23 protein-coding genes and 1 tRNA gene are annotated in these 23987 nt (G+C 72.9%); 8 read left to right on the top strand and 16 right to left on the bottom strand.

Annotated features, from left to right (window positions below; translation table 11 throughout):
* Positions 1–33: 33 nt before the first annotated feature.
* The 7 genes from NOCJ54_RS0100930 to lpdA form a co-directional block, all read right to left on the bottom strand.
* Positions 34–104: transfer RNA gene (locus tag NOCJ54_RS0100930), tRNA-Gly, on the bottom strand.
* 111 nt (positions 105–215) lie between these two features.
* On the bottom strand, positions 216–1265 hold the full coding sequence (locus NOCJ54_RS23215; RefSeq protein ID WP_157514751.1) for a PP2C family protein-serine/threonine phosphatase: 1050 nt from the start codon (positions 1263–1265) through the stop codon (positions 216–218).
* Positions 1262–2119 (bottom strand): Fpg/Nei family DNA glycosylase, encoded by an 858-nt coding sequence (locus NOCJ54_RS0100920; RefSeq protein ID WP_028653949.1) that lies wholly within the window; start codon positions 2117–2119, stop codon positions 1262–1264. Before NOCJ54_RS0100920 ends, NOCJ54_RS23215 begins: the two co-directional genes overlap by 4 nt.
* Positions 2119–2622 carry a ribose-5-phosphate isomerase gene (locus NOCJ54_RS0100915; protein ID WP_028653948.1) on the bottom strand — a complete coding sequence of 168 codons (504 nt, stop codon included), beginning with the start codon at positions 2620–2622 and terminating at the stop codon, positions 2119–2121. Before NOCJ54_RS0100915 ends, NOCJ54_RS0100920 begins: the two co-directional genes overlap by 1 nt.
* A gap of 79 nt (positions 2623–2701) precedes the next feature.
* On the bottom strand, positions 2702–4069 hold the full coding sequence (locus tag NOCJ54_RS0100910) for an NAD(P)H-quinone dehydrogenase (RefSeq protein ID WP_028653947.1): 1368 nt from the start codon (positions 4067–4069) through the stop codon (positions 2702–2704).
* 43 nt (positions 4070–4112) lie between these two features.
* Positions 4113–4853, bottom strand: a complete 741-nt coding sequence (locus tag NOCJ54_RS0100905; protein WP_028653946.1) for a hypothetical protein — start codon at positions 4851–4853, stop codon at positions 4113–4115.
* Between the two features lie 119 nt (positions 4854–4972).
* Positions 4973–6373, bottom strand: coding sequence for a dihydrolipoyl dehydrogenase (gene lpdA / locus NOCJ54_RS0100900; protein ID WP_028653945.1), 1401 nt, complete (start codon positions 6371–6373; stop codon positions 4973–4975).
* A gap of 117 nt (positions 6374–6490) precedes the next feature.
* Here lpdA and NOCJ54_RS23210 point away from each other — a divergent pair, with 117 nt between their 5' ends.
* From NOCJ54_RS23210 to NOCJ54_RS0100875, 5 genes are all read left to right on the top strand, one after another.
* The gene (locus NOCJ54_RS23210; RefSeq protein ID WP_084254839.1) at positions 6491–7681 is read left to right on the top strand and encodes a S8 family peptidase; all 1191 of its coding nucleotides are present in this window, start codon (positions 6491–6493) and stop codon (positions 7679–7681) included.
* 89 nt (positions 7682–7770) lie between these two features.
* Positions 7771–8223 carry a gamma-glutamylcyclotransferase family protein gene (locus tag NOCJ54_RS0100890; RefSeq protein WP_028653944.1) on the top strand — a complete coding sequence of 151 codons (453 nt, stop codon included), beginning with the start codon at positions 7771–7773 and terminating at the stop codon, positions 8221–8223.
* Between the two features lie 54 nt (positions 8224–8277).
* A complete protein-coding gene (locus tag NOCJ54_RS23205) occupies positions 8278–9870 on the top strand; it encodes a hypothetical protein (protein ID WP_051485329.1) in 1593 nt (530 codons plus the stop codon).
* A gap of 37 nt (positions 9871–9907) precedes the next feature.
* Positions 9908–10732, top strand: coding sequence for a purine-nucleoside phosphorylase (locus tag NOCJ54_RS0100880; protein ID WP_028653943.1), 825 nt, complete (start codon positions 9908–9910; stop codon positions 10730–10732).
* Between the two features lie 109 nt (positions 10733–10841).
* Positions 10842–11417, top strand: a complete 576-nt coding sequence (locus NOCJ54_RS0100875; protein WP_028653942.1) for a TetR/AcrR family transcriptional regulator — start codon at positions 10842–10844, stop codon at positions 11415–11417.
* 46 nt (positions 11418–11463) lie between these two features.
* Here NOCJ54_RS0100875 and NOCJ54_RS0100870 read toward each other — a convergent pair whose 3' ends face one another.
* The 6 genes from NOCJ54_RS0100870 to NOCJ54_RS0100845 all read right to left on the bottom strand — a co-directional run bounded on the left by NOCJ54_RS0100870 (position 11464) and on the right by NOCJ54_RS0100845 (position 18543).
* A complete protein-coding gene (locus NOCJ54_RS0100870; protein WP_028653941.1) occupies positions 11464–12888 on the bottom strand; it encodes an HtaA domain-containing protein in 1425 nt (474 codons plus the stop codon).
* A gap of 41 nt (positions 12889–12929) precedes the next feature.
* Entirely contained in the window at positions 12930–14372 is a 1443-nt protein-coding gene (locus tag NOCJ54_RS27905) for a hypothetical protein (RefSeq protein ID WP_157514750.1), read from the bottom strand.
* Positions 14362–15504, bottom strand: coding sequence for a hypothetical protein (locus NOCJ54_RS0100860; protein WP_051485327.1), 1143 nt, complete (start codon positions 15502–15504; stop codon positions 14362–14364). Before NOCJ54_RS0100860 ends, NOCJ54_RS27905 begins: the two co-directional genes overlap by 11 nt.
* A complete protein-coding gene (locus NOCJ54_RS0100855) occupies positions 15501–16316 on the bottom strand; it encodes a heme ABC transporter ATP-binding protein (protein WP_051485326.1) in 816 nt (271 codons plus the stop codon). The genes NOCJ54_RS0100860 and NOCJ54_RS0100855 overlap by 4 nt, the downstream gene beginning before the upstream one ends.
* Positions 16313–17332: a FecCD family ABC transporter permease gene (locus tag NOCJ54_RS0100850; RefSeq protein ID WP_269634504.1), complete on the bottom strand. Its 1020-nt coding sequence runs from the start codon at positions 17330–17332 to the stop codon at positions 16313–16315. Before NOCJ54_RS0100850 ends, NOCJ54_RS0100855 begins: the two co-directional genes overlap by 4 nt.
* 92 nt (positions 17333–17424) lie before the next feature.
* On the bottom strand, positions 17425–18543 hold the full coding sequence (locus NOCJ54_RS0100845) for a heme/hemin ABC transporter substrate-binding protein (RefSeq protein WP_036516326.1): 1119 nt from the start codon (positions 18541–18543) through the stop codon (positions 17425–17427).
* Positions 18544–18724: 181 nt separating this feature from the next.
* On the opposite strand from NOCJ54_RS0100845, the gene NOCJ54_RS0100840 reads away from it, so the two are divergent.
* On the top strand, positions 18725–19396 hold the full coding sequence (locus tag NOCJ54_RS0100840; protein ID WP_232221643.1) for a biliverdin-producing heme oxygenase: 672 nt from the start codon (positions 18725–18727) through the stop codon (positions 19394–19396).
* Here the strand turns inward: NOCJ54_RS0100840 and NOCJ54_RS0100835 are convergent.
* The 3 genes from NOCJ54_RS0100835 to NOCJ54_RS23195 are packed head-to-tail and all read right to left on the bottom strand — an operon-like array spanning position 19381 to position 22276.
* Positions 19381–20313, bottom strand: coding sequence for an alpha/beta hydrolase (locus NOCJ54_RS0100835; RefSeq protein WP_028653934.1), 933 nt, complete (start codon positions 20311–20313; stop codon positions 19381–19383). The two genes, NOCJ54_RS0100840 and NOCJ54_RS0100835, sit on opposite strands and share 16 nt — an antisense overlap.
* The gene (locus NOCJ54_RS0100830) at positions 20310–20939 is read right to left on the bottom strand and encodes a TetR/AcrR family transcriptional regulator (RefSeq protein WP_145723739.1); all 630 of its coding nucleotides are present in this window, start codon (positions 20937–20939) and stop codon (positions 20310–20312) included. Before NOCJ54_RS0100830 ends, NOCJ54_RS0100835 begins: the two co-directional genes overlap by 4 nt.
* Entirely contained in the window at positions 20936–22276 is a 1341-nt protein-coding gene (locus tag NOCJ54_RS23195) for a flavin-containing monooxygenase (RefSeq protein ID WP_036516324.1), read from the bottom strand. The genes NOCJ54_RS0100830 and NOCJ54_RS23195 overlap by 4 nt, the downstream gene beginning before the upstream one ends.
* Positions 22277–22416: 140 nt before the next feature.
* Between NOCJ54_RS23195 and NOCJ54_RS0100820 the strand changes: the two genes are divergently transcribed.
* Both NOCJ54_RS0100820 and NOCJ54_RS0100815 read left to right on the top strand, forming a co-directional pair.
* The gene (locus NOCJ54_RS0100820) at positions 22417–23145 is read left to right on the top strand and encodes an SDR family NAD(P)-dependent oxidoreductase (RefSeq protein ID WP_028653932.1); all 729 of its coding nucleotides are present in this window, start codon (positions 22417–22419) and stop codon (positions 23143–23145) included.
* On the top strand, positions 23142–23957 hold the full coding sequence (locus tag NOCJ54_RS0100815; protein ID WP_028653931.1) for an SDR family NAD(P)-dependent oxidoreductase: 816 nt from the start codon (positions 23142–23144) through the stop codon (positions 23955–23957). The genes NOCJ54_RS0100820 and NOCJ54_RS0100815 overlap by 4 nt, the downstream gene beginning before the upstream one ends.
* The last annotated feature ends 30 nt before the right edge of the window (positions 23958–23987 follow it).

Genomic DNA, 23987 nt, shown 5'->3' with positions numbered 1-23987 from the left:
CGCCCTGCCGACGCTGCGCACGGCCGCACTCCGAGGGGATGACGGGAATCGAACCCGCGTAGCCAGTTTGGAAGACTGGGGCTCTACCATTGAGCTACATCCCCGTGCGCGGGGGCCGACGGCCCTCCGAGCAGAGGCAATCGTGCCACACCGCGCGCACGGCGCCCCAACCGGGCCGCGGGCGGTGCGTCCGCCCCGGACCCCGCTGCTGGGCTTCAGGGCCGGCGGTGCACCAGCAGCAGCGCGCGGTCGTCGTCCGGCGAGCCGACGGCGCCGACCAGCCGGCCGGTCAACCCGTCCCAGGAGCGGCGCAGCAGGGACTCGGCCGCCCCCATCATGTGGTCGATGCCGAGCTCGATGTCGCGCCGGGGCTCCTCGACCATGCCGTCGGTGTAGAGGAGCAGGCTGTCGCCGGGGTCGAGCCGGCCGTGGCAGGCGTCGTACTCCACGTCCTCGACGATGCCCAGCACCGGACCGTCGGCGCGCAGCACCTCCCACCGGCCGGAACCGGCGTGGCGCTGGACGGCGGGTGGGTGCCCGGCGCTGCGGAGCTCGAAGAGCCCGGTCGCGAGGTCGATCGAGACGTGCACCGCGGTCGCGAAGCCCTCCTCCCACGCACGCTGGAGCAGGTAGCCGTTCGCCGCCGGGAGGAACCGGTCCGGCGGCAGCGCGCCGAGCAGGCCGCCCATCGCGCCGGACAGCTGCAGGGCGCGGGTGCCCGCGGCCTCCCCCTTGCCGGACACGTCGACGACCACGAGGTCGATGCGGCGGCCGTGGTCGCTCCCCGTCGCGACGAAGAAGTCACCGGCGAATGCCGAGCCACCGGCCGAGGAGAGCGCGGACTCGACGAGCCACGACGACGGCAGCTGCGGGATCTCGCCCTGGGCGAGGATCCGGTCGCGCAGGTCGACCAGCATCGACTCGCCCCGCTGCCGGGCGACGCCGAGGCCGCCGCGGCGGCGCACGGTCACGACGAGCACGACGAGCGTGACGGCGTACATGACGACGAGGCCGACGATCGTGCGCGCCGACCAGGAGTCCTGCAGGAAGGCCGCGACGGTGAGGGCCGCGAGCATCCACGTGGCGTACCAGGGCAGCACGCTGTTGCCGAGCAGCAGCACGGCCAGGACGATCGGCAGGAAGACCAGTGCGAGCGGCACGTCGTCGGGCAGCACGGCCATCAGCACGAGCACGGCCGTCGAGAACCCGCCGAGCAGCAGCGCCGTGCCGCGGTCCGATGTCAGCCAGCGCCGCCCGCGCCTCATCGGCGCCCCGTTGCGCGGCTGCGGAAGGCCGGCTGGCAGCGGGCGCACCAGAAGAGGTTGCGCCCGCCGAGGACCTCGGTGCGCACCGGCCGCGCGCACACGTGGCACGGCTGGCCGGCCCGCCGGTAGACGTAGACCTCGCCGCCGTGGTCGTCGACCCGCGGGGGCCGGCCCATCGCCTCGGGCAGGTGGGCGGGGCGGACGGTGTCGATCCGCCCGGTGCGCACGCCCTCCTGCATCAGCACGACCAGATCGTCCCAGATCGCGCGCCACTGCGAGACCCGCATCGTGTTGCCGGGGCGCAGCGGGTGGATGCGGTGGCGGAAGAGCACCTCGGCGCGGTAGACGTTGCCGACCCCGGCGAGCACCGACTGGTCCATCAGCAGGGTGCCGATGGGGGCGCTGCTGCGGGAGATCCGCTGCCACGCCCGGTCCGGGTCGGCGTCCTCGCGCAAGGGGTCGGGGCCGATCCGCGCCACGACCGCGTCCCGCTCGGCCGGCGTGACGAGCTCGCAGCGGGTGGCGCCGCGCAGGTCCGCGTACGCCGCGGGCCGCTCGGCCTCCGGACGCACCAGCCGCAGCCGCACCTGGCCGACCGGGTCGGGCACGGAGTCGACGTCGTCGTACACGTCGAAGAGGCCGTAGAGCCCGAGGTGGACGTGGACGAGCCGGTCGGCCTCGAAGCGGATGAACAGCTGCTTGCCCCACGCGTCGGCGTCGAGGAGCCGGGTGCCGTCGACCTGCCCGGCCCCGGCCTCGAAGCGTCCCTGGGGACTGCCGGCACGGACGAGGTGGCCGCCGAAGACGGCGGTCAGCTGGTCGGCCAGGCGGTGGAGGGTGTGCCCCTCGGGCATCAGGCCTCGTGCCCGAGGGCGCTCTCGGGCAGCGGCGGGAGCTCTCCGGTCGTCTCGTAGGACTCCATCTGGCCGATCCGGCGCACGTGCCGCTCGTCGCCCGGGAAGGGCGTGGTGAGGAAGACCTCGACCAGGCGGGTCATCTCGTCCAGGGTGTGCATCCGGCCGCCGACGGCGACGACCTGCGCGTTGTTGTGCTCGCGGGCCAGGCTCGCGGTCTCCTCCGACCAGGCCAGCGCGGCCCGGATGCCCTTCACCTTGTTGGCGGCGATCTGCTCGCCGTTGCCGGAGCCGCCGATGACGACGCCGAGGCTGTCGAGGCCGGCCTCGCGGTCGGCACGGACGCCCTCGGCCGCCCGCAGGCAGAACACCGGGTAGTCGTCGAGGGCGTCGTAGGTGAACGGACCGTGGTCGACCGGCTCGTAGCCGTGCTCGGTCAGCCAGCCGATGAGGTGGGACTTGAGCTCGAGGCCGGCGTGGTCGCAGCCGAGGTGCACGCGCATGGCCCCGATTCTCTCACCACGTCCCGGTGCCGGCGGAAGTGGCCGGAGGTCGTGGACAGTGGTGCCCGGTGCTGCGAGGTCAGTGCTGGTGCAGGCGACGCGCCGCCTCCGCGACCGAGCCGCTCATCGACGGGTAGACGGTGAACGCCTGCGCCACCTGGTCGGCGGTCAGCGACTCGGCGACCGCGAGCGAGACCGGGTGGATCAGCTCGCTCGCGCGCGGGCCGACCACCACTCCCCCGACGACGATGCGGGTGCCGGGGCGGCAGAAGAGCTTCACGAAGCCGTCCGCGACGCCCTGCATCTTGGCGCGCGGGTTGCCGCGCAGCGGGAGCATGATCGAGGCCGCCTCGATCTCGCCGGCGTCGATCGCGTTCTGCGTCCAGCCCACCGTGGCGATCTCGGGGGCGGTGAACACGTTGGAGGCGACCTTCTTCAGGTCCAGCGGCGCCACCGCGTCGCCGAGGAAGTGGTACATCGCGATCCGGCCCTGCATGGCGGCGACGGAGGCGAGCATGAAGACGCCGGTGCAGTCGCCGGCGGCGTACACCCCGCGGGCGGAGGTGCGCGAGACGCGGTCGACGTTGACGAAGCCGCCGTCCTTGAGGATCACGCCGGCCTCCTCCAGCCCGATGCCCTCGGTGTTCGGGACCGAGCCGAGGGCGAGGATGCAGTGCGAGCCCGTGACCTCGCGACCGTCGGTGAGGCGCACGGTGACGACGTCACCGTCACGGGTCACCGACTCCATCCGGGACTTGCCGAGGACCGTCATGCCGCGCCGCTTCGCGACCTCCTCGAGGACGAGGGAGGCGTCGGCGTCCTCGCCGGGCAGCACGCGGTCGCGCGAGGAGACGAGGGTGACCGGGATGCCGAGGGCCTGGTAGGCGCTGGCGAACTCGGCGCCCGTCACGCCGGAGCCGACGACGATGAGGTGCTCCGGCAGCTCGTCGAGGTCGTAGACCTGCTCCCAGGTGAGGATCCGCTCCCCGTCGGGCTGGGCCGAGGGCAGCGTGCGGGGCGAGGCGCCCGTGGCCAGCAGGACCGCGTCGGCGTCGTACGACGTCTCGGTGCCGTCGTCCGCGGTGGCGACCACGCGCCCCGGCCCGTCGAGCCGGCCGCGCCCGCGCACGACCTGCACGCCCTCGCGGGCCAGGCGGCGCTCGATGTCGGCGGACTGGCGCAGCGCGAGCGCCTTGACCCGCTGGTTGATCCGGCCGAGGTCGATCCGCGGCGGCTCGGCGATGATGCCGAGCTCGTTGGCGCCGGACATCTCGGTCATCACCTCGGCGGTGGCGATGAGGGTCTTGCTGGGCACGCAGTCGGTGAGGACCGCGGACCCGCCGATCCCGTCGGAGTCGACCACGACCACCTCCGCGCCGAGCTGCGCCGCGACGAGCGCCGACTCGTAGCCGCCGGGTCCTCCACCGATGATCACCACGCGGGTCATGCCCGCCATTCTTGCAGCCGCGCCGCGCGCCGCCGGTCCCGCGTCAGGAGGCCGCAAGGTAGCGGTCGACCGCGGCCGCCAGGACCCGCTCCGGCGTCGTCCCCCGGCTGCGGGCGTACGACGCCACCCGCTCCTGCAGGTCGGGGGTGAGCGCCAGCGGCTCGGCCGGCGTCGCCGCAGCGTCGGTCGGGCGCGGGACGCGGGCCCGGCCGAAGGCGCCGAGCGCGGTGAGCACCACGCTGCCGAGGACGTCGAGGATCGCGAGGACGCCGAAGGTGCGCCAGTAGGTGCCGCCGGGGTCGGACTCCCCGAGGATCGGGACGACCACCATCGTGGCGACGACGGCGGCGGCCGCGGCGGTGCCGGCGAGCAAGAGGCCCAGGGTGCCCGCGGCCCGGCCCGGGCGCAGGGTGAGCGCGACCAGGAGGGCGAGCTGGGCGCCGGTGCCGGCGACGACGCCGCTGACGCCGAAGGTCTTCCAGAGCGTGTCCCACGCGCCGGAGTCCCACGCGAAGTCGGCCCAGGTGAGGGTGAGCGCGGCGCCGGTGGCGACGACGGAGGCGAGGCCGCCGACCACGGAGACCGGGAAGAACCGGTGCCCGGCGAGGGCCAGCAGGCACAGGACGACGGTGGACTCGACGCCCACGACGACCGTCGTCAGCAGCACGCGCCCCTGCGTCTCGGTGAACTCACCTCCCCCGAGCAGGGCGGCGATGCCGAGCAGCGCGGCGAGCGAGAACGAACCGATGACGAGGGTGACGACGACCCGGCGAAGATCCTTCATGCCTGAACAGTCGCGCAGGGGGACCCACGCGCGCGTGAGTCCCCCTACTCAACCGACGGGGCCGAAGGTCCTCGGTCGTGGCTGCGACCGGGCTCGCCAGAGGCTGGTCCAGAGGCTGGTCAGAGGTTGATCATGTGGCCGGCGATCCCGTGGATCGCCTCCTTGACCGCCTCGGACAGCGTCGGGTGGGCGAAGACGTTGCGGCCCACCTCGTCGGCGGTGAGGTCCCACTTCTGGGCCAGGGTCAGCGCGGGGAGCAGCTCGGTCACGTCGGGGCCGATCATGTGGGCGCCGAGGATCTCGTTGTACTCCGCGTCCGCGACGATCTTGACGAAGCCGACGGCCTCGCCGAGGCCCTGGGCCTTGCCGTTGGCCGAGAACGGGAACGACGCGGTCTTGACGTCGTACCCCTTGTCCTTCGCCTGCTGCTCGCTGTAGCCGAACGAGCCGATCTGCGGCTGGCAGTAGGTGGCGCGCGGGATGAAGTCGTAGTCGACCGGCATGGTCTCGGCGCCGGCGAGGGTCTCGGCGGCGACGATGCCCATCGCCTCGGCGACGTGGGCGAGCATCATCTTCCCGGTGACGTCACCGATGGCGTAGACGCCGTCGACGTTGGTGCGGCAGTAGTCGTCGATCGCGATCGCGCCGCGGTCGGTGAGCTCGACGCCGGCCTTGTCCAGGCCGTAGCCGTCGACGCGCGGCGCGAAGCCGAACGCGGCGAGGAACTTGTCGGCCTCGAGCACCTGCTCGTCGCCGCCGTCGGCCGGGGCGACGCGGACCTTGACGCCGGAGCCGGTGTCCTCGACGCCCTTGACGGCGGTCGAGGTCATCACCTTCACGCCGAGCTTCTTGTAGTGCTTGGCGAGCTCCTTGGACACGTCGGCGTCCTCGGTCGGCACCATCCGGTCGAGGAACTCGACGATCGTGACGTCGACGCCGAAGTTCTTCATCACGTAGGCGAACTCGACGCCGATCGCGCCCGAGCCGCCGATGATGATCGACGACGGGAGGTTCTCGTCGAGGATCTGCTCCTCGTAGCTGACGATGTTCTTGCCGTTGACCTCGACGCCCGGGACGGTGCGCACGGTCGCACCGGCGGCGATGATCACGTCGTCGGCGGTGTAATCGGTCGTCGAGCCGTCGCCGCCCTCGACGGTGATCGTCTTCGGGCCGGTGAAGGTGCCCCAGCCGTCGATCTCGGTGATCTTGTTCTTCTTCATCAGGTAGTGGACGCCCTTGACGATGCCGGCGCTCACCTGGCGCGACCGCTTGTGGGTCGGGCCGTAGGCCATCGTCGCGTCGCCCTCGATGCCGAACTTCGCCTTCTCGTGCGTCAGCGTGTGCGCGAGCTCGGCGTTCTTCAGCAGGGCCTTCGACGGGATGCAGCCGACGTTGAGGCACACCCCGCCCCAGTACTGCTTCTCGATCACGGCAACGGACTTGCCGAGCTGGGCGGCGCGGATCGCGGCGACGTACCCACCGGGGCCGGCACCGAGGACGAGGACATCGAAGTGGGTCACGGCGCCAGCCTAGTCGGGGGTGTGCTTGTGTCTCACATCACGTTGGTGCAGAGTGCCTCCTACTCATGGGTACGACGGCCGACCGGGCCGTCGCCACGACACAGGAGTGCTCCCTTCATGTCTCGGATTCTCGGATTCCTTGCTGCCTGCGCGCTCGCGCTCGCGGGCCTCACCCACGTCCCGACGGCCGCCCAGGCCGCCCCCGCGAAGGCGGAGGCGGCCGGCCTGCTCGACGTGATCGTCACCCTCCAGCCGGGCGCCGACGCCCGCGCCACCGCCAACGCGCTCGTCACCCGCAAGGGCGGCGACGTCACGCAGGTCTACGACAACGTCGTCAACGGGTTCGCCGCCACGCTGACCGACTCCCTGCTCTCGATCCTGCGCGGCGACGCGCGGGTCAAGGCGGTCGAGCTCGACCGCCCGATGCGGATCAGCGACACCCAGACGCCCACGCCGAGCTGGGGGCAGGACCGCGTCGACCAGCGCAACCTGCCGCTCGACAACGCCTACTCGTACGGCGCCACCGGCTCCGGCATCGACGTCTACGTCGTCGACACCGGCATCCTCACCTCGCACCCGGACTTCCAGGGCCGCGCGACCTCCGGCACCGACAAGATCGACAATGACAGCGACGCCACCGACTGCAACGGCCACGGCACCCACGTCGCCGGCACGATCGGCGGTGGCACCTACGGCCTCGCCAAGAGCGCGCGCCTGATCGGCGTCCGGGTCCTCGACTGCAACGGCTCAGGTGCGACCTCGGCCGTCATCGCCGGCCTCGACTGGGTCGTCTCCCACCACCAGGCGGGCAAGCCCGCCGTGGCGAACATGAGCCTCGGCGGCGGGGCGTCCAGCACCCTCGACGCCGCGGTCAGCCGCGTCATCGCCGACGGCGTGACGATGGCGGTCGCGGCCGGCAACGAGAACACCGACGCGTGCTCGAAGTCGCCCGCCCGCGTGCCCGCCGCGCTGACGGTCGCCGCGAGCGACCGCAACGACGCCCGTGCCAGCTTCAGCAACCGTGGCACCTGCGTCGACCTGTTCGCCCCCGGCGTCGACATCACCTCGGCGTGGCTGTCCAACGGCAACCGCACCATCAGCGGCACGTCGATGGCCTCCCCGCACGTCGCCGGCGCCGCGGCGCTCTACCTGCAGTCGCACCCGTCGGCGTCGCCGAGCGCGGTCGGCAACGCGATCCTCGCCGCCACGACGAAGAACAAGATCAGCGGCACGGCTCGCAGCTGCATCCTGCTGATCATCTGCTCCCCCGCCACCCCGGAGAACCACCTGCTCTACACCGGCGCCTGACGCGCCACCGGCACGACGCCTCCTGCCCTCCCCGGGCGGGAGGCGTCGTGCTTCCCGGGATCGTCCGGCCGACGCACTAACCTGACCCGGTGACGTCGTACGCCGCCTACGGCACCAACCTCGATCCGCTCCGGATGGCCGAGCGGTGCCCGCACTCGCCGATGCGCACGACGGGCTGGCTCACCGGCTGGCGGCTGACCTTCGGCGGCGAGGAGCACGGCTGGGACGGCGCGCTCGCCACGATCGTGCAGGACCCGACGACCGCCGTGTTCGTCGCCGTGTACGACGTCAGCCCGCTCGACGAGCCGCACCTGGACCAGTGGGAGTCGGCCGACTCCGGCCTCTACCGCAAGACGAAGGTGCGGGTCTCGACGATGGTCGGCGAGATCGTGGCGTGGACCTACGTGCTCGACGCCTACGAGGGCGGGCTGCCCTCGGCGTCGTACCTCGGCGTGATCGCGGACGCGGCCGAGGCCGCCGACGCCCCGGCCGACTACGTCGAGGCGCTGCGCCGACGCGCCTGCCGCTCGACCGGGCTGTGACGCCGGCCACCCCGGGGGCGTGACCTCGGGGGAACCTGAATCGTTGTCACGTTCGTGCGCACCACGTCCCGCCTCACCCGTGTCCTGACCGCGGTGGCCGGTGGCCTCACCGCCGTCGCCCTCGCCGCCTGCGGCACCTCGCCGGTGCCCGAGGAGGCCCGGGTCCACGAGGACGACGCGGCCCTCGACCTGCCCGTCGCGCTGCGCCCGGCCGGGGAGGGCCAGCGCTCGGTGATGTGGGTCGGCAACAACTGGGACGGCACCGCGAGCATCGTCGACGCCCGCACCCTCGAGGTGCTCAAGCGCGGGGTGGACCTCATCCCCGACAAGGCCGAGGAGACCAACCGGATCCTGCGTGACCCGGTGGCGCTGGTGTTCTACCTCGCGATCAACGCGGGGCCGGGCCAGGGCCACAACCAGTACGTCGACGACATGTTCACCACGATGGACGGCAAGTACCTCGCCGTCTCCCGGCCGAGCTTCGCCGACGTGGTCTGGATCGACATCGCCAGGGCGACCGCCGGCCGCACCGACTCGATCGTGCGCGAGCAGCAGATGGACGGCTACCGCACCGACCACATGCAGGTCTCCAACGACGGCACCCGCCTGCTGGTCTCCGACTCCACCGCCCGCCAGGTCATCGAGTACTCGATGATCGACGGCACCCTCGACGGGAAGTCGGTCCGCGTCGGCGACCGGCTGCGCACCTTCCCCTCCGGGGAGACGCCGCACGAGAGCAACTACACCGAGGACGGCGAGCGGATCCTGCACGCCTCGATCGGCCGCGTCTACACGCCGCTCGACGACCTCGACCCCGCCGACGGGGACCTCCTCGGGCTGCCGCTGGACAAGCTGAACCTGGGCGGCCTCCTCGGTGGCCTGCCGGGCCTCGGCAACCTCGGCAACCTCGGCAACCTCGGCAATCTCGTCAACCTGCTCAGCCTCGACAAGCTGCTCGGCACGCTGCCGTGGTCGAAGCTCGAGGCGGCCGTGAAGGCCGACCGGTGGATGCAGTACGTCGATGCCGGGACCTTCGAGGTCCTCCAGCGCTGGGACCTGGGCAAGGAGCTCGCCGAGGCCGGCCACCCCGGCATGAGCAGCGCGGTCCGCCCGGTCGCGGTGCACCCGGACGGCCGGCTGCTCTACCTGCAGGTGTCCTTCCTGCACGGCTACGTCGTGTTCGACACCCAGGCGGCCGACCTCAACGGCACGACCGACTACACCCTCGGCGGGATGCCGGAGCCCGCGAAGGGCGCCGTCGTCGACGTCGTCGAGCTGGAGAACCGCGTGCCGACGATGATGCGTGAGGCCTACGTCAACGACTCCGCGCACCACGGCATCGCGATCAGCGGCGACGGGCGAACGCTGTGCGTCGCCGGCACGATGGACGACTACGCAGCCCTGGTCGACGCCGAGACCGGCGAGGCGACGTACTTCGACGAGGAGACGACCGGCCACGGCTACGGCAAGCCGTACTGGTCGACCGAGGGTCTCGACGACACCTGCTGGGTCTCGCTGTCCGACGACGACGCCGTCGCGGTGCTCTCCACCCGCACCGGCGAGGAGCTCGCCTACCTCGAGGTCGGCAACCACCCGCAGCGGGTGCGGCACGGCTACGTCCCCGAGTCCGTCGTCGCCACGTGGTGAGCGGACCGGCCCTCGCTGCGGCGAGTAGTCTCGCGCCGTGACCGACTCCCCCACGCCGTACGCCCTGGCCGATGAGGCCGCCGCCCGCCTCGCCGAGCTGACCGGCGTCGCCCGCCACGACGTCGCGCTCGTCCTGGGCTCCGGCTGGCTGCCGGCCGCCGAGGCGCTGGACCCGACCGGTGAGAACACCACCGAGATCGACGTGACCGACCTGCCCGGCTTCGCGGCGTCGGCGGTCGTCGGGCACTCCGGCAAGGTCCGCTCGATCCGGCTCCCCGGCGAGGACGGCGACCGGCACCTGCTGGCCTTCCTGAGCCGCACCCACTACTACGAGGGTCACGGCGTCGCGGCCGTGGTGCACGGCGTGCGCACCGCGGCGGCCGCAGGCTGCCGGGCGATCGTGCTCACCAACGGTTGCGGCGGGCTGAAGGAGACGTGGACCCCGGGCACCCCGGTGCTGATCAGCGACCACATCAACCTGACCGGCCGGTCCCCGATCGTCGGCGCGAAGTTCGTCGACCTCACCGACCTCTACTCCTCGCGGTTGCGCGAGCTGTGCCGCGAGGTCGAGCCGGGCCTCGACGAGGGCGTCTACGTGCAGTTCCCCGGCCCCCACTACGAGACGCCCGCCGAGGTCCGGATGGCCGGCATCCTCGGCGGCCACCTGGTCGGGATGAGCACCACGCTCGAGGCGATCGCGGCCCGCGAAGCCGGCATGGAGGTGCTGGGCATCAGCCTGGTCACCAACCTCGCTGCCGGGATCAGCGACGCCCCGCTCGACCACGCCGAGGTGCTCGAGGCCGGTCGTGCCGCCGCCACCCGGATGGGCGACCTGCTCGGCCGGGTCGTGCCCCGCATCTGACCCGCACCCGGACGGGAAGCACCCCGCGGTCGCCCTGGCGGGCGACGGGCAGCGGCGGCAGCGACGCACGACCACGGGTGCCGTGGACGCCGGCGCTACGCTTCGACACGTGCCACGCATCGAGGGAGAGACGCTCAGCGCTCATCGCGAGCAGCTGCAGCGACGCATCTTCGAGGCGTTCGCCGAGCTCATGGTGGAGGGCAGCTTCGATGCCATCACCATGCGCAACATCGCCGAGCGCGCCGGCATCGGGCGCACCGCGATCTACCACCACTTCCCGGACAAGGAGTCCGTGCTCGTCGCGTTCGCCACGCACGAGACGCAGGCCTACATGTCCGAGCTGAAGGCGGCGCTCGCCGGGTCCGACGACCCGGTGCAGCAGCTGCGCACCTACGTGCGCCACCACCTCGCCGCGGGCGAGAAGTTCCACATGGGCTTCGGCCCCGCGCTGTACGGCGTGCTCTCCCCCACCGCCCGCCTGGAGATCCGCGACCACGTGGTCGCGGTCGAGGGCGTGCTGCGCGGCATCCTCGAGCGCGGCCGCGACGGCGGTCAGATGGCCTTCGACGACCTCGACTCCACGCTGTCGCTGGTCCACGCGTGCCTGAGCCCCCGGCACCTGCCGCCGGCAGCGATCGAGTCGTTCGTGCTGCGGGCGGTCGGCGCCGGGGGCCCGGGCGCGTGAGGCTGGCCTGAGCCGGTCCCCGCTGCGCGGGGACCGACCCGACGGCTCACCTCTTCTTGACGGTGATCGTCCTCGCGACCGTCGCGCTGGCCTTGTGCGTGCTGTCGCCGAGGTAGCGCACCTTGACGGTGCGCTTGCCCCTGGCCGACTTCGGCAGGACCACCGTGACGGCGCCCTGGGAGTTCAGGCGCACGTTCTTCGCGACCTTGACGACCTTGCCGTTGAGGCGACCGCCGCCGTAGGTGACCCGCACCTTGCCCGAGGGCTTCTTCGCGCCACCCTTGACCGTGACGACGATCTTGCCCCTCGCCTTGGTCGTCGGGGCCTTGACGACCCTGATCTTCGCGGTGGTCGCGGCCTTCGGGAACACCTTGTCCCAGCTGATCGAGATCGGGGTCTCGGTCTCGTAGGTCCGCGGCCCGGAGTGGGCGGGGAACGTGTAGACGGCGTACTTCTTGCCCTTGACCAGCTTCTTGGCGGGCAGGGTCAGGTCGAGCGTGAAGGCACCGTTGTCCAGGTGACCCGTGGCACCCGGGGTGGGCGTCTTCGCCAGCCAGGCCGCAGCGACGGAGTTCTCGATGCCCTCTGCTGCGGACTGACCCTCAGGCCGGCCACCGGCCACGCCGACCACGACGTAGATGCCGAAGTCGCCGATCACCGGCGGGACGAAGCCGGTGCCCGTGGCGCGGATCGTGGCGCCCGAGGTGCCCTGCGAGGTCGTGGTCACGGTGACGTTGGAGTCGACCGTGTAGGTGTCCGGGACCTCGGCGGTGAACTCGGCCGGCGCCTTCGTCTCCTGGCTCGCCGAGGTCGAGGTCTTGTGGAAGTGCGCCCGCAGGCTCTTCGGCAGGTGGGACAGCAGCGAGATGTCCCAGGACTTGCCCTCGAGCGGCTTGTCAGCGTCGAGCAGGCCCTCCGGCGCGTCCGCCGCCTGCAGGACGTCAGCCCAGCGCGGGGTGGCGACGAGGGACTCGAGACCCTCTCCCGGCGTCCCGGTCGCCGCGCTCGCGTCGAACGTGGTCAGCGTGACCTGCGCTGCGGGGGTGTCCGGCTCCTCGTTGACGGTCGCGGACACGGTCGCCTTGATCGCGCCCTCCGCGCCGTCGATCACGACCACCGGATCGGCGATCGTGACCGAGTAGTGTCGCGTGCCCCCGTACACGAAGGCACCCGTCACCGAGCCGTCGTACTCGACCTGCTCGACGCCCTCGACCAGGCGGCGCTCACCGCCGCGGAAGGTCAGCACGCCGTCCTCGCTCTCGGTGACGCCACCGGTCCAGCTGTGGGTACCCAGGTGGCTGTCGAACCACCCGGAGACCTTCCAGGTCAGCTCCGGACTGGCGGCGGAGGCCTGGGCCGGGGCCGTGAGGCCGGGGACGAGGCTCAGACCAGCAGCGGTGAGGCCTGCGGCCGCCGCCGCGGCGACACCGGCACGCAGCCGGGAGCGACGCCGTGGGGTGAGAGTGGACATGGGATCTCCCTTTCTTGGGGTTCTCGTCGTCGAGACGGGGTTCAGGGACGTCCCCGGACCGGGAGCGGTCCGGGGACGAGGAGCGCGGCCGCGGCGAGGAGGAGCAGCGCGCCGCCGCCCCACCACGTCCAGGCACGGTCGGCGGGTGCAGCCACCGGGGCGGACATCGGCTGCAGGGCCACGTGGGGCTCGGGGCGCGCCAGCAGCGACCCGGGCTGGGCGCCGGGCGCGGCCGACGCCGCGACGGGAGGTAGTGCGCCGCTGCCGACGGGAGGGCCGCCCACGGCCAGCGGAGCCCCGCCGGCGCCGGGCGGCGGGGGCGCGCTGTTCTCGACCTCGGCGGGTGCCGTTGCCGTCGGCGCGGGTGTCGGTGCCACGGCGCGGTCGGCACGCCACGCCACCGTCACGGGCAGGGGCTCCTTGTTGGGGTCGGCGAAACCACCGCTGGTGTACCAGAAGCTCGCGGTGCCGACCTGCTCCATGAAGCTCACCCAGCCCTGCGGGAAGGCGCCCCACCCCTTCGCGTCGCGCTTCTGGGTGCCTGTCTCCAGCTCGACGGCGACGCCGCGGTAGTCCGGCGTCACCGTGAAGCCGTCCCCGACCAGGCGGACGTTCGAGAGCGTGGCGACGGTGACCTCCGTCTCGGGCAGCGGCAGCCAGAGGGACATGTCTTCCTGGGACGACCCGAAGCCCCCGAGGGTCGCGGTCAGGGTCCCGCGTCCCTCGGCGATGGTGAGCACGGGGTCGGAGAGGTAGAAGAAGCTGACGCCGGAGTAGTAGACGACGGTGGCGTCGCCGTCCCAGGCGATGCGGGCCGTGCCGGCGGCGCGGTCGAGCGTGCCGGTGCCACGCGAGAAGACCAGCTGGTGCTCGCTGGGGGTCCCGATGCGCAGGTCCTTGCCGCCGCTGTCGGTGCGCAGGCCCTTCCAGGTGGCCGGGCGCCAGGCCTTCTTCGCGGCGTTCCACTTCTCCACCGCGACGTTGCCGACCTTCTGCTTCCAGCGCGACGCCGGCATGAGCTGACCGCCCTTGCCGGGGTCGGGGATCCGGCCGGCGACCAGGAAGTTGTAGGTGCCGGGGTTGTACGCCGCAGTGTTGGACTCGTTGTTGAGGCCCCAGCGCAGCACGGCGCTCGTCAGGTGCTCGAGGGTGTCGGCGGGCGGTGAGCTGGGCTCGTCGCTCGGCTCGTCGGTCGGGTCCTGGGGCGGGTCGTCCGACGGCTGCACGGAGGGGCCGTCCGTCGCGTCCGGATCGCCTGTGGGGTCCCCGGTCGCCGTCGGTTCCGTCGGCTCCGTCGGCTCCGTCGGCTCCGTCGGCTGCGTCGGCTCCGTCGTGCTCGTCGCCTCTGCGGCCGGCTCGCCGGCGACCGCGGCGCCGGCCCCGACGGAGGCCATGCCGATGGCGCAGGCGACGAGGCCGAGCACGGCCAGGACCGCAGCGAGCGAGCGCCGCACGATCGTCGTCGGCGAGGTCTCAGGCCGCATCGGCGGACCTCCGCGGCCGCGCGACCAGGACGAGGCGCGCCACGGCACCGAGCAGGACCAGCGCGGCGAGCACGAAGAAGGCGATGCCGAGCCGGTCGGCTGCCACCTCGTCGTCCGCGTCGGTGGTCTCGGCGGCAGCCGGCGCGGTGTCGTCGGCCGCGGCCACCGCGAACCGCACGACGGGGGCGTCCTCGCCGTCGGCGCCCGCGCCGGCGTCGAGGCCGAACAGCCGCAGCTCGTGGGTGCCGGAGCCGAGGTCGAGCGGCAGGGTCAGCACCCCCGTGACCTGGCCGGCGTCGCCGACGAGGAACGGGCCGGCGGCGACCACGCCGTCGTCGAGCACGGCGGAGACCTGGGCGCCCGCAGGCAGGCCGCGGGCGGTGAAGGACAGCACCCGTCCGGCGACGGCGGCGCGGCGATCGACGGACAGCACCGGCTTCACCCGCTTCGCGGGCTTCCCCGGCCTGGCGGTGTCGTCGGCAGCCTCCACGGCCGCGTTCGGGGTGGCGACGTCGTCGGACTCGGCGCCGCTGGTGCCGGAGGGCGCACTCCCGCCGTACAGGTCCCGGACCGCGACCGGGGTGAAGGTCTCGTTGGCGTCGTTGGCGACACCGTGGGCGCCGACCGTGATGATCCCGCAGGTCACCTTGCGGCAGTCGACGGTCCGGATCTTCCCCTTGCGGTCGACGGACCGGAAGGTCGCACCGGGCACGTTGATGGTCGTCGACCAGCGGCCGTCCGCGGTCACGACGCCGCCGTTGGCGGAGCCTGCAGTGTCGGAGCCGGGGAAGGCGACGTAGGCCTGGTGGCCGGCGTTGTTCCTCGACTCGCTGTCCGGCACGTAGAAGTAGTTCTCGCCGGTCGAGCCGCCCTTGCTGGGCCGCCACTGGCCGCTGACGGTGCCGAAGAAGACGTAGATGCCGCCGTGGCCGCCCCGCACCGACTGGAAGCCACGCCCGCTGACCCTGAGCCGGGTCGCGTACGTGGGGTCGATGACCGCGGTGCCCTGGTCGTTGACGACCGTCACCCGGGCCGCGGCGTGCGCAGCCGGGACCGGGGCGAGGCCGGACAGGCCCACGAGCGCCAGCACGAGGGCCAGCGCCGCGAGCCGGGCGGGACGGCGGGCGGTCATCGCAGCGCCTCCTCGACGACGGGTCCACCGACCGGGTTCTCGGGGCTGCGGCGCCGGACCGGCACCACCACCGGGTAGCCGTCGTGCACGAGCACCTCCACGGGGTGTTGGTAGACGTCGGTGAGCAGGGACGAGGTGAGCACCTCGGCGGGCGGGCCCTCGGCGCGCACGGTGCCGGAGCTCAGCACGCAGATCCGGTCGGCGTAGGCCGCGGCCAGCGACAGGTCGTGCAGCACGACGACCACCGCGACTCCCTCGCGCGCCAGGGTCCGGGCGACCTCGAGCACCGCCTCCTGGTGCCGGATGTCCATCGCCGCGGTGGGTTCGTCGAGCAGCAGCACCGGGGTCTGCTGGGCCAGCGCGCGGGCGAACGACGTGCGCGCCTGCTCCCCGCCCGACAGCGTCGGGAAGGAGCGCTCGGCCATGTGGCCGACGTCGGTGCGGCGCATCGCGTCCGCCACCACGTCCTCGTCGTCGGCCGACCGGGGGGTGCGGTACCACGGGCTGCGGCCCATCATCACGACGTCGTGGACGCGGAAGCCGAAGGCCAGGCCCTGGTGCTGCAGCTGCACCGCGCGCTGGCGTGCCGCCGCCCGGGCCGAGTACGACGCCAGCGGTCGGCCGTCGAGGTCGACGCTGCCCGCGGTGGCGGCGACGTCACCGGAGAGCACCGAGAGCAGCGTGGACTTGCCGGCGCCGTTCGGTCCGACCAGCGCGACCAGCTCACCGGGCTCGACGGCCAAGTCGACGCCGCGCAGGACCTGGTTCCCGCCGAGGACGACCTCGATGCCACGTGCCTCGATCGCGCTCATGCCCAGCCTCCCGCGGAGCGGCGCGAGCGCCGGATGAGCCAGAAGAAGAAGGGACCGCCGACCAGCGCGGTGAGCATGCCGATCGGCAGGTCGGCGTTGTCGATCGCGGTGCGCGCCCACAGGTCGGCGAAGGTCAGCAGCACCGCGCCGCCGAGCGCGCTGGCCGGGATCAGCAGCCGGTGGCCGGGGCCGGCGATCATCCGCACCAGGTGCGGCACGACGAGGCCGACGAAGGCGATGGTCCCGGCGAAGGCGACCGCGGCGGCGGTGAGCACGGCGACCACGACGATGGCGAGCATCCGCAGCCGCTCGACGTCGAGGCCGACGTGGAAGGCAGCGCGGTCGCCGAGTGCGAGCAGGTCGAGCGAGCGGGCCAGCAGCAGGGCGGCGACGATGCCGACGGCGGCGAGTGGTGCGACCACCGCGACGGCCTCCCAGCGGGTGCCGTTGAGGCTGCCGAGGGTCCAGAAGACGATCTCCTCGCGGGCCTGCTGGTCGCCGAGGAACATGAGGAAGGCCAGCGCGGCCGAGGTCATCGCGTTCATCGCGACGCCGGTCAGCACCAGGGTGACCACCTCGGTGCGGCCGCCCGCGCGGGAGAGCAGGTAGACCAGCGTGGTAGCGGCGAGGCCACCGAGGAACGCGGCGAACGCGATCGTCCAGGAGCCCAGGAAGGAGATGTGGAAGACGAGGACCGCACCGGCGGCGACCGAGGCGCCGGAGGCGACGCCGACGACGCCGGGCTCGGCCAGCGGGTTGCCGAACACGCCCTGCATCACCGCACCGGCAGTGGCCAGCGAGGCCCCGACCAGCACGGCGAGCACGACGCGCGGGAACCGGACGTCCCAGAGGGTGCCCTCGCCACGGGGGTGGCTGGGCAGCGGGCCGACGTCGAGGCCCAGGCGGTGCAGCACCGAGCCGAGCACCTCCGAGGCGGGGATCTGCATCTGGCCCTGGCCGGCACCGAGCACGACCGCGACGACCAGCAGGACAGCGAGGGTGGAGATCAGGCCCACACGGTTGGTGAGGCTGGTGCGCCAGCTGCCGCGCGTACCGGCCTCGCGCTGGCGGGCGTCGGGGGCCTCGGGCAGGGTGCCGGGCGCGGCGCTCACCTCAGCGCCTCGGGTGCGTAGATGGCGACGCCGAGGGCGTTGAGCACCTCGGCCGTCTGCGGTCCGAAGCCGAGGATCTGCGAGTCCTCCATGTCGACGAACCGCTCGCGCTCGCCGGCCGGGGTGTTGGCCAGGGCGGGCAGCCGCTCGAGCAGGCCGGGCACGCCGTCCACGGACTCCAGGCCGCCGCTCATCATCAGGACGACGTCGGGCTGGGCGGCGATGATCGCCTCGTCGGTGACGGGCTTCATCCCGCTCCAGTCGATCTCGGCGGCGACGTCGTACAGGCCGAGGGCGTCGATCAGGCCCTCGGCACCGGACTCGGCGCCGAACATGTAGTAGACGCCGGCCTGGCCGCGGACGTAGAGGAAGACGGCGCGCAGCTGGTCGGTCACGTCCTCGGGCGCGACCTCCTCCAGCACCGCGCGGACCTCGTCGACCTCCGCGCTGGTGCGCTCGACCAGCGCCCGGCCCGCCTCCGGCACCCCGAGCGCCTCGGCGACGTCGGTGATCAGGGAGTCGACGTTGCCCAGGCCGCGGTGGGAGTCGAGCACCACGACGGGGATGCCGATCTCGCGCATCTGCAGCACGACGTTCCACGGGCCCAGCGAGGTGTCGGTGAGGATCACGGTGGGGTCGAGCTCGAGGATCGCCTCGGCGGAGAGGTCGTGGCCGTTCTGGGTGACGAGCGGCAGGTCGGCGGCCTCGGCGAACTGGGTGGTCGTGTCGCGGCCGACGACGTTGTCGCCCAGGCCGAGCTCGAACACGGTGCGGGCGAGGGTGCCGTAGACGTCGAGGGCGAGGATCCGGCTGGCGTCCTCCACCGTCACCTCGGTGCCCTGGTTGTCGGTGACGGTGACGGGCAGCTCCGGGGTGGGCGAGGCGACGGGCTCGACCGCCGAGTCGGCGACGACCGCGCTCGACGCGCCCTTCCACTCCCGCGGGTCCGCCAGCGGCTCGACGTCGGCGAGGCGCGGCGCGGCCTTGCCGGCCTCCCGGTCCCCGCCGTTGCCCGAGTCCGGCGCGGACAGCCCGCACCCGGCCAGCGCGAGCACCAGCACGGCGACGACCAGCGGGACGAGCGCCCGCGCACCACGGACCGGGGGGTGGGTCATGAAGGGTTCGCTCCTCAGCGACAGGGCTCACGCCAGCAGGCTTGCTCGCCGGGGTCCCGAGGCCGGCGTGCAGGAAGGTAGCACATCCTTACTTAGGATAGCCTATCCAAGGATTCTTCTTGACAACCTGTCACAAACTTGCTGACAATCTGTCAACACCTTCCCGACTGCAGGAGCGCACGTGACCGTTGTGACCGAGACCCCGACCGCCGCCGTCCCGCTGTCGGTCGCCATGCGGGAGGGCTCGCGCAGCGAGCACGAGGCCGCGGAGAACTCGTCCTTCATGGCCGAGCTGCTCGAGGGCAGGCTCACCTCGCAGGCCCACACCGACCTGCTCCTTCGCCTGCGGCGGATCTACGCGGCGCTCGAGAAGGCCGTCGCGGAGCACGCCGACGACGAGCTCATCGCTCCCCTGCACGACCCGGCGCTCGAGCGCCTCGCTGCGATCGACGCCGACCTCGCCCACTGGGCGCCGGGCGTCGACGCCGACGCCATCGAGTCCCCCGCCGCGACGGCGTACGCCGAGCGCATCGCCTCCGCCGAGTGGACCGGCGCCCTCGTCGCACACCACTACACCCGCTACCTCGGCGACCTCTCGGGCGGCCAGGTGATCGGCCGCATCCTGCGCCGCACCTACGACATCCCCGAGGGCCGGGGCACGGCGTTCTACGAGTTCACCGGGATCCCCAAGCCCAAGCTCTTCAAGGACACCTACCGCGCCGCCCTCGACGCACTGCCGCTCTCGCAGGACGAGGTCGCGCGGGTCGTCGACGAGGTCAAGGCCGTCTTCGCGCTCAACCAGGCGCTGTTCGTCGAGCTGGGCCAGGACCTGGACGACTACCGGACCGCCTGAGCCCCGGACGTCGGCGCAGCGGCGGGCGCGAGGCCGAGCGCCCGGCGCAGGAAGTGCAGCGCGTGCTGCACGGCCGGCTCGTGGAAGGGCTTGCCGGCGAACAGGTCGAAGTGGTCGCCCGGGTAGTGGCGGACCTCGGCCCGACCGGCGACGGCAGCCTTCATCGCCGCGTGCGGCGGGGCGCTCCGGTCGAAGTCGGCGACCTGCACCAGCCACGGGACACCCTGCTCCCCCAGCCGCGCCGCCGCCTTGAGGGGTGCGCGGGTCCCGAGCTCGAGCACGACGTCGGCGGCGACCTCGTTGCGCCACGTCGGGCCGGCGATGGCGAGGTAGTCCTCGTAGGCGCCGGGGAGGGTGAGGGCGCCCGGCTCCCCCGGCCGCGCCACGACCGGGATCATCGCCGGGCCGCGGCCGGCCCGGCGGCGCAGCGCGCTGGCCACACCGCGACCGGTGGAGGCGAGCAGCTGCGCCGGGGCGTGGTGCTTCGCCGCCAGCCGGGCGGCGGCCACCCCGTCCACCATGGGTACGACGGACACGACGGCCGCGACGTCGGTGCGCCCGGCCGCGGCGGAGACGACGTGCCCGCCGCCCAGCGAGGCGCCCCACAGCACGACGCGGTCCGGGTCGACGCCGGGCAGCCTCCGCGCGGCGTCGACGGCGGCGTGCAGGTCCGCGAGCTGGCCGGCGAGCGAGACGACCTGGCGCGGCTGGCCGTCGCTGGCCCCGAAGCAGCGGTAGTCGAAGGTGACGGCGTGCAACCCGGCGGCGGCGTACGCCTCGGCGAAGGGCCACATGCCGGCGTCCTGCGTGCCGGCGAGGCCGTGCGCGAGGACGACGACCGGGGCGCCGTCCTCGCCCGGGAAGTGGGTGGCGGCGCAGCGGATGCCGGCGGAGGTGAAGTCGAAGGTGGTGCTCACGAGGTGCTCCCGTAGATGCTCTGGATCCAGATGTGGACGAGTGCGTCGATGTGCTGCGCGCGCGGCGGGCCGACCCCGAGCGCGTGTCGCTCGACGGCCTGGTCGTTGACGTCGAGGAGGACGGCTGCCAGTGCGCCGGCGTCGGGGCCGGGTCGCGCGCGGCCCAGGGTGCGCTCGCGCTCGATCGTCTCGGCGACCATGCCGGCGAACTCCGCGCGCCCCTCCTCCCACAGCTCGCGCACCGTCGGGCTGGTCGCGCGCGCCTCGAGCAGGGCGCGGTAGGTGTGCGGCGTCCGGTCGACGGAGTCGAAGAGCGCGGTGACCACCTGCCGCAGCCGCGGCTCCGGCTCCCCCTCGGCCTTGACCAGCAGGTCCGTGGCGGCCGACGCGTCGTCGTACAGGTCGGCCATGAGGGCGAGCACGGCGGCCGCCTTGCTCTCGAAGTAGAAGTAGAACGCCGAGCGGGTCACCCCGGCGCGGCGGGAGACCTCGGCGACGTTGACCTCCTCCAGGCTCTGCTCGCGCAACAGCTCGTCGAAGGCGGTCAGCAGCGCGGCCCGGCGGGCGTCACCGCGGTTGACGCTGCGACGGTCGACCATCCGCGCCCAGCGGCGCTCCTCGCTCACCGCGCCCCCGTGCCGGCCGAGGCACGGGCCACCCCGGCCGGGATCTCCTTGACCCGCAGATCGTGCTCGTAGAGGAAGTAGTCGAGCTGCTGGGTGTGCCGGGGCCGCTGCACCATGTGCGCGGTGTACTTCTGCTGGTCCTCGTCGATGACCCGCTCCATCTCGGCCGGCGGCGGTGGCTGGTAGCGCCCGACCAGCCAGGCCGCGACGAGGCGGGTCTGGCACTCGACGAACGGGAAGAGCGTCGGCGTGGCCTGGGCGAAGCCGACGAAGGCGAGGTCGTCGATGCCCGGCTTGAAGATCCGCTTGTAGAGGCGGATGTGGTTCTCCGGCGCGCTGATGAAGTCCTCGTCGAAGAACGGGAAGGTGATGTTGTAGCCAGTGGCGTGGATGACGACGTCGAAGTCCTCGCTCGTCCCGTCGACGAAGTGGACGGTGGAGCCCTCCCAGCGCTCGATGTCCCCCTTGGCCCGCAGGTCGCCCGACCCCAGGCGCAGCGGCAGCTCCACCGACTGGGTCGGGTGCGCCTCGAAGAACTTGTGGTTCGGCTCCGGGAGGCCGTAGTCGGTCGGGCGGCCGGCGGTCAGCGGCTGCATGACCTGGACGAACTTGCGCTGCCAGGCGAAGGGGACGTGCGGGGAGGTGCGGTAGTACTTGTCGGCCGGCGTCCCGGCGAAGTACTTCGGCACGATCCACGCGCTCGACCGGGTCGAGATGACGACCTCGTTGTCGAGGGTGCGGCTCGAGAGCTCGACGGCGATGTCGGCGGCGCTGTTGCCCAGGCCGATGATGAGGATCCGCTTGCCGGTCAGGTCGTACGGCGTGCGCGGGTCGATGTAGGCGTGGGAGTGCATGGTCAGGCCGGTGAACTCCCCGGGCTTGTCGGCGAAGCGCGGGTCCCAGTGGTGGCCGTTGGCGACGACGAGCCGGTCGAAGCGCCGCGTGCCGGTGCGCTGGGTCTCCAGCTCCCAGCCGCCGCCCTCCTCGGCGGGCAGCCGGCGGGCGTGCACGATGCCGTTCTCGAACTCGATGCGCCGCCGGACGTCGAAGGCGTCGGCGTAGGCGTCGAGGTAGTCCTTGACCTGCGTGTGGTGCGGGAAGTCGGGGTACTCCTCGGGCATCGGGAAGTCCTTGAAGGACAGCTGGTGCTTCGAGGTGTCGATGTGCAGCGAGCGGTAGGCGCTGCTGTGCCCGTTGGGGTTGCCGAAGGCCCAGTTGCCACCGACCCGGTCCGAGGACTCGAAGGTCGTGAAGTCCAGGCCGTAGTCGGCCAGCATCTTGCTCGTCGTCAGGCCGCTGATGCCTGCGCCGATCACGGCGACGGTGGGACCGCTCATCTCTTCCTCCCGGCCGGGAGCCCCCGACGCGTGACGCTCGTGTGCGAGCCGCCCCTTGACAGGACGGCGTGACCGCCGTCACGTTAGGCGCGGTAGTTGACACGTGTCAACAGACACAGACGGACGTCAGGAGTGGGCCCGTGCAGGTGAGCGTCGTCGTCGGAGGAGCCTCCGGGATCGGGGCGGCGAGCGCCGCCGTGCTGCGCGAGGCAGGCCACGAGGTGGTGGTCGCGGACCTCCCGGGCACCCCGGCCGACGTGCCGGTCGACGTCACCGACGAGGACTCGGTGGCCGCGCTCTTCGACCGGGTCGTCGCCGACCACGGGGCCTTCCACGGGGTCGTGAACGCCGCCGGCGTGAGCACCCTGTCCCGGGTGGTCGACCACGACGCGGACGAGTGGCGGCGGGTCGTCGACGTCTGCCTGACCGGCGCCTTCCTGGTGCTCAAGCACGCCGGGCGCCGGGTCGCCGACGGCGGCTCGCTGGTGTCCCTGTCGTCGCTGAACGCCCGGCAGCCGGGCACCGGCCTGGCGGCGTACTGCGCGGCGAAGGCAGGCCTCGTCGCCCTCACCGAGGTGACCGCGCTCGAGCTCGGGCACCGCGGCGTGCGGGTCAACGCCGTCGCCCCCGGCCTGGTCGTGACGCCGCTGACCGCACCGGCGATGGACATCCCCGGCGTGCGGGAGGAGTACCTCGAGAACACCGCGCTCGGGCGCTCCGGCGAGCCCGACGAGGTCGCCGCTGCGATCCGCTTCCTGCTCTCCGACGACTCCCGCTGGATCACCGGCGAGACCATGGACGTCAACGGCGGCGCGCACCTCAAGCGCTACCCGGACCTGGTCCGGCTCGTCGAGGCGGCGTTCTCGTGAGCCTCGCCGGGCGCACCGCGCTGGTGACCGGCGGCGGGTCCGGCATCGGCGCTGCCCTCACCCGCGCGCTGGTACGACGCGGGGCGCACGTCGTGTGCGCCGACGTCGACCTCGCGGGCGCCGAGTCCGTCGTCGCCACCACCTCCGGCCCGGGGACCGCGACCGCCCGCCACGTCGACGTCACCTCGGCCGGCGACGTCGCCGCGGCGGTGGCCGACGTCGTGGCCGCCCACGGCCGGATCGACCTGCTCTTCAACAACGCGGGCATCACCTTCCTCGGCAACACCGAGGACCTCGGCCTCGAGCAGTGGGACGCGATCATCGACGTCAACGTGCGTGGCGTGGTGCACGGCGTGCACGCGGCCTACCCGCGGATGCTCGCCCAGGGCGGCGGGCACATCGTGAACACCGCGTCGATGGGCGGGTTGATGGCGGCCGGGCTGATGACGTCCTACGTCACCACCAAGCACGCCGTCGTCGGGCTGTCCCTCGCGCTGCGCACCGAGGCCGCCGCGCACGGGGTCGGCGTGACCGTGGTCTGCCCGGCCGCGGTGGACACCCCGATCCTCGACAAGGGCGAGATCGGCCGCTACCGCGGCCGGGACTTCTACCTCGAGGGCCAGGGCGTACGGCGACCCGTCGACCCCGACCGGCTCGCCGAGCGGGTGCTCGCGGCCGTCGAGCGCGACGAGGCCATCGTCGTGGAGCCGCGGCAGGCGCGCATCGCCTGGCGGCTCGGGCGGCTCTCCCCCACCCTCGTCAATCGGTTGGCGACCCGCTTCGTGGCCCGGCAGCGCGCCCGGGTGTCCTGAGCCGGCTCGGCCCCGCGACCGGCTGCGCGT

It is taken from the genome of Nocardioides sp. J54 (assembly GCF_000519005.1).
Classification (GTDB): Bacteria; Actinomycetota; Actinomycetes; order Propionibacteriales; family Nocardioidaceae; genus Nocardioides.
This window is presented reverse-complemented; position numbering and strand designations above follow the sequence as displayed.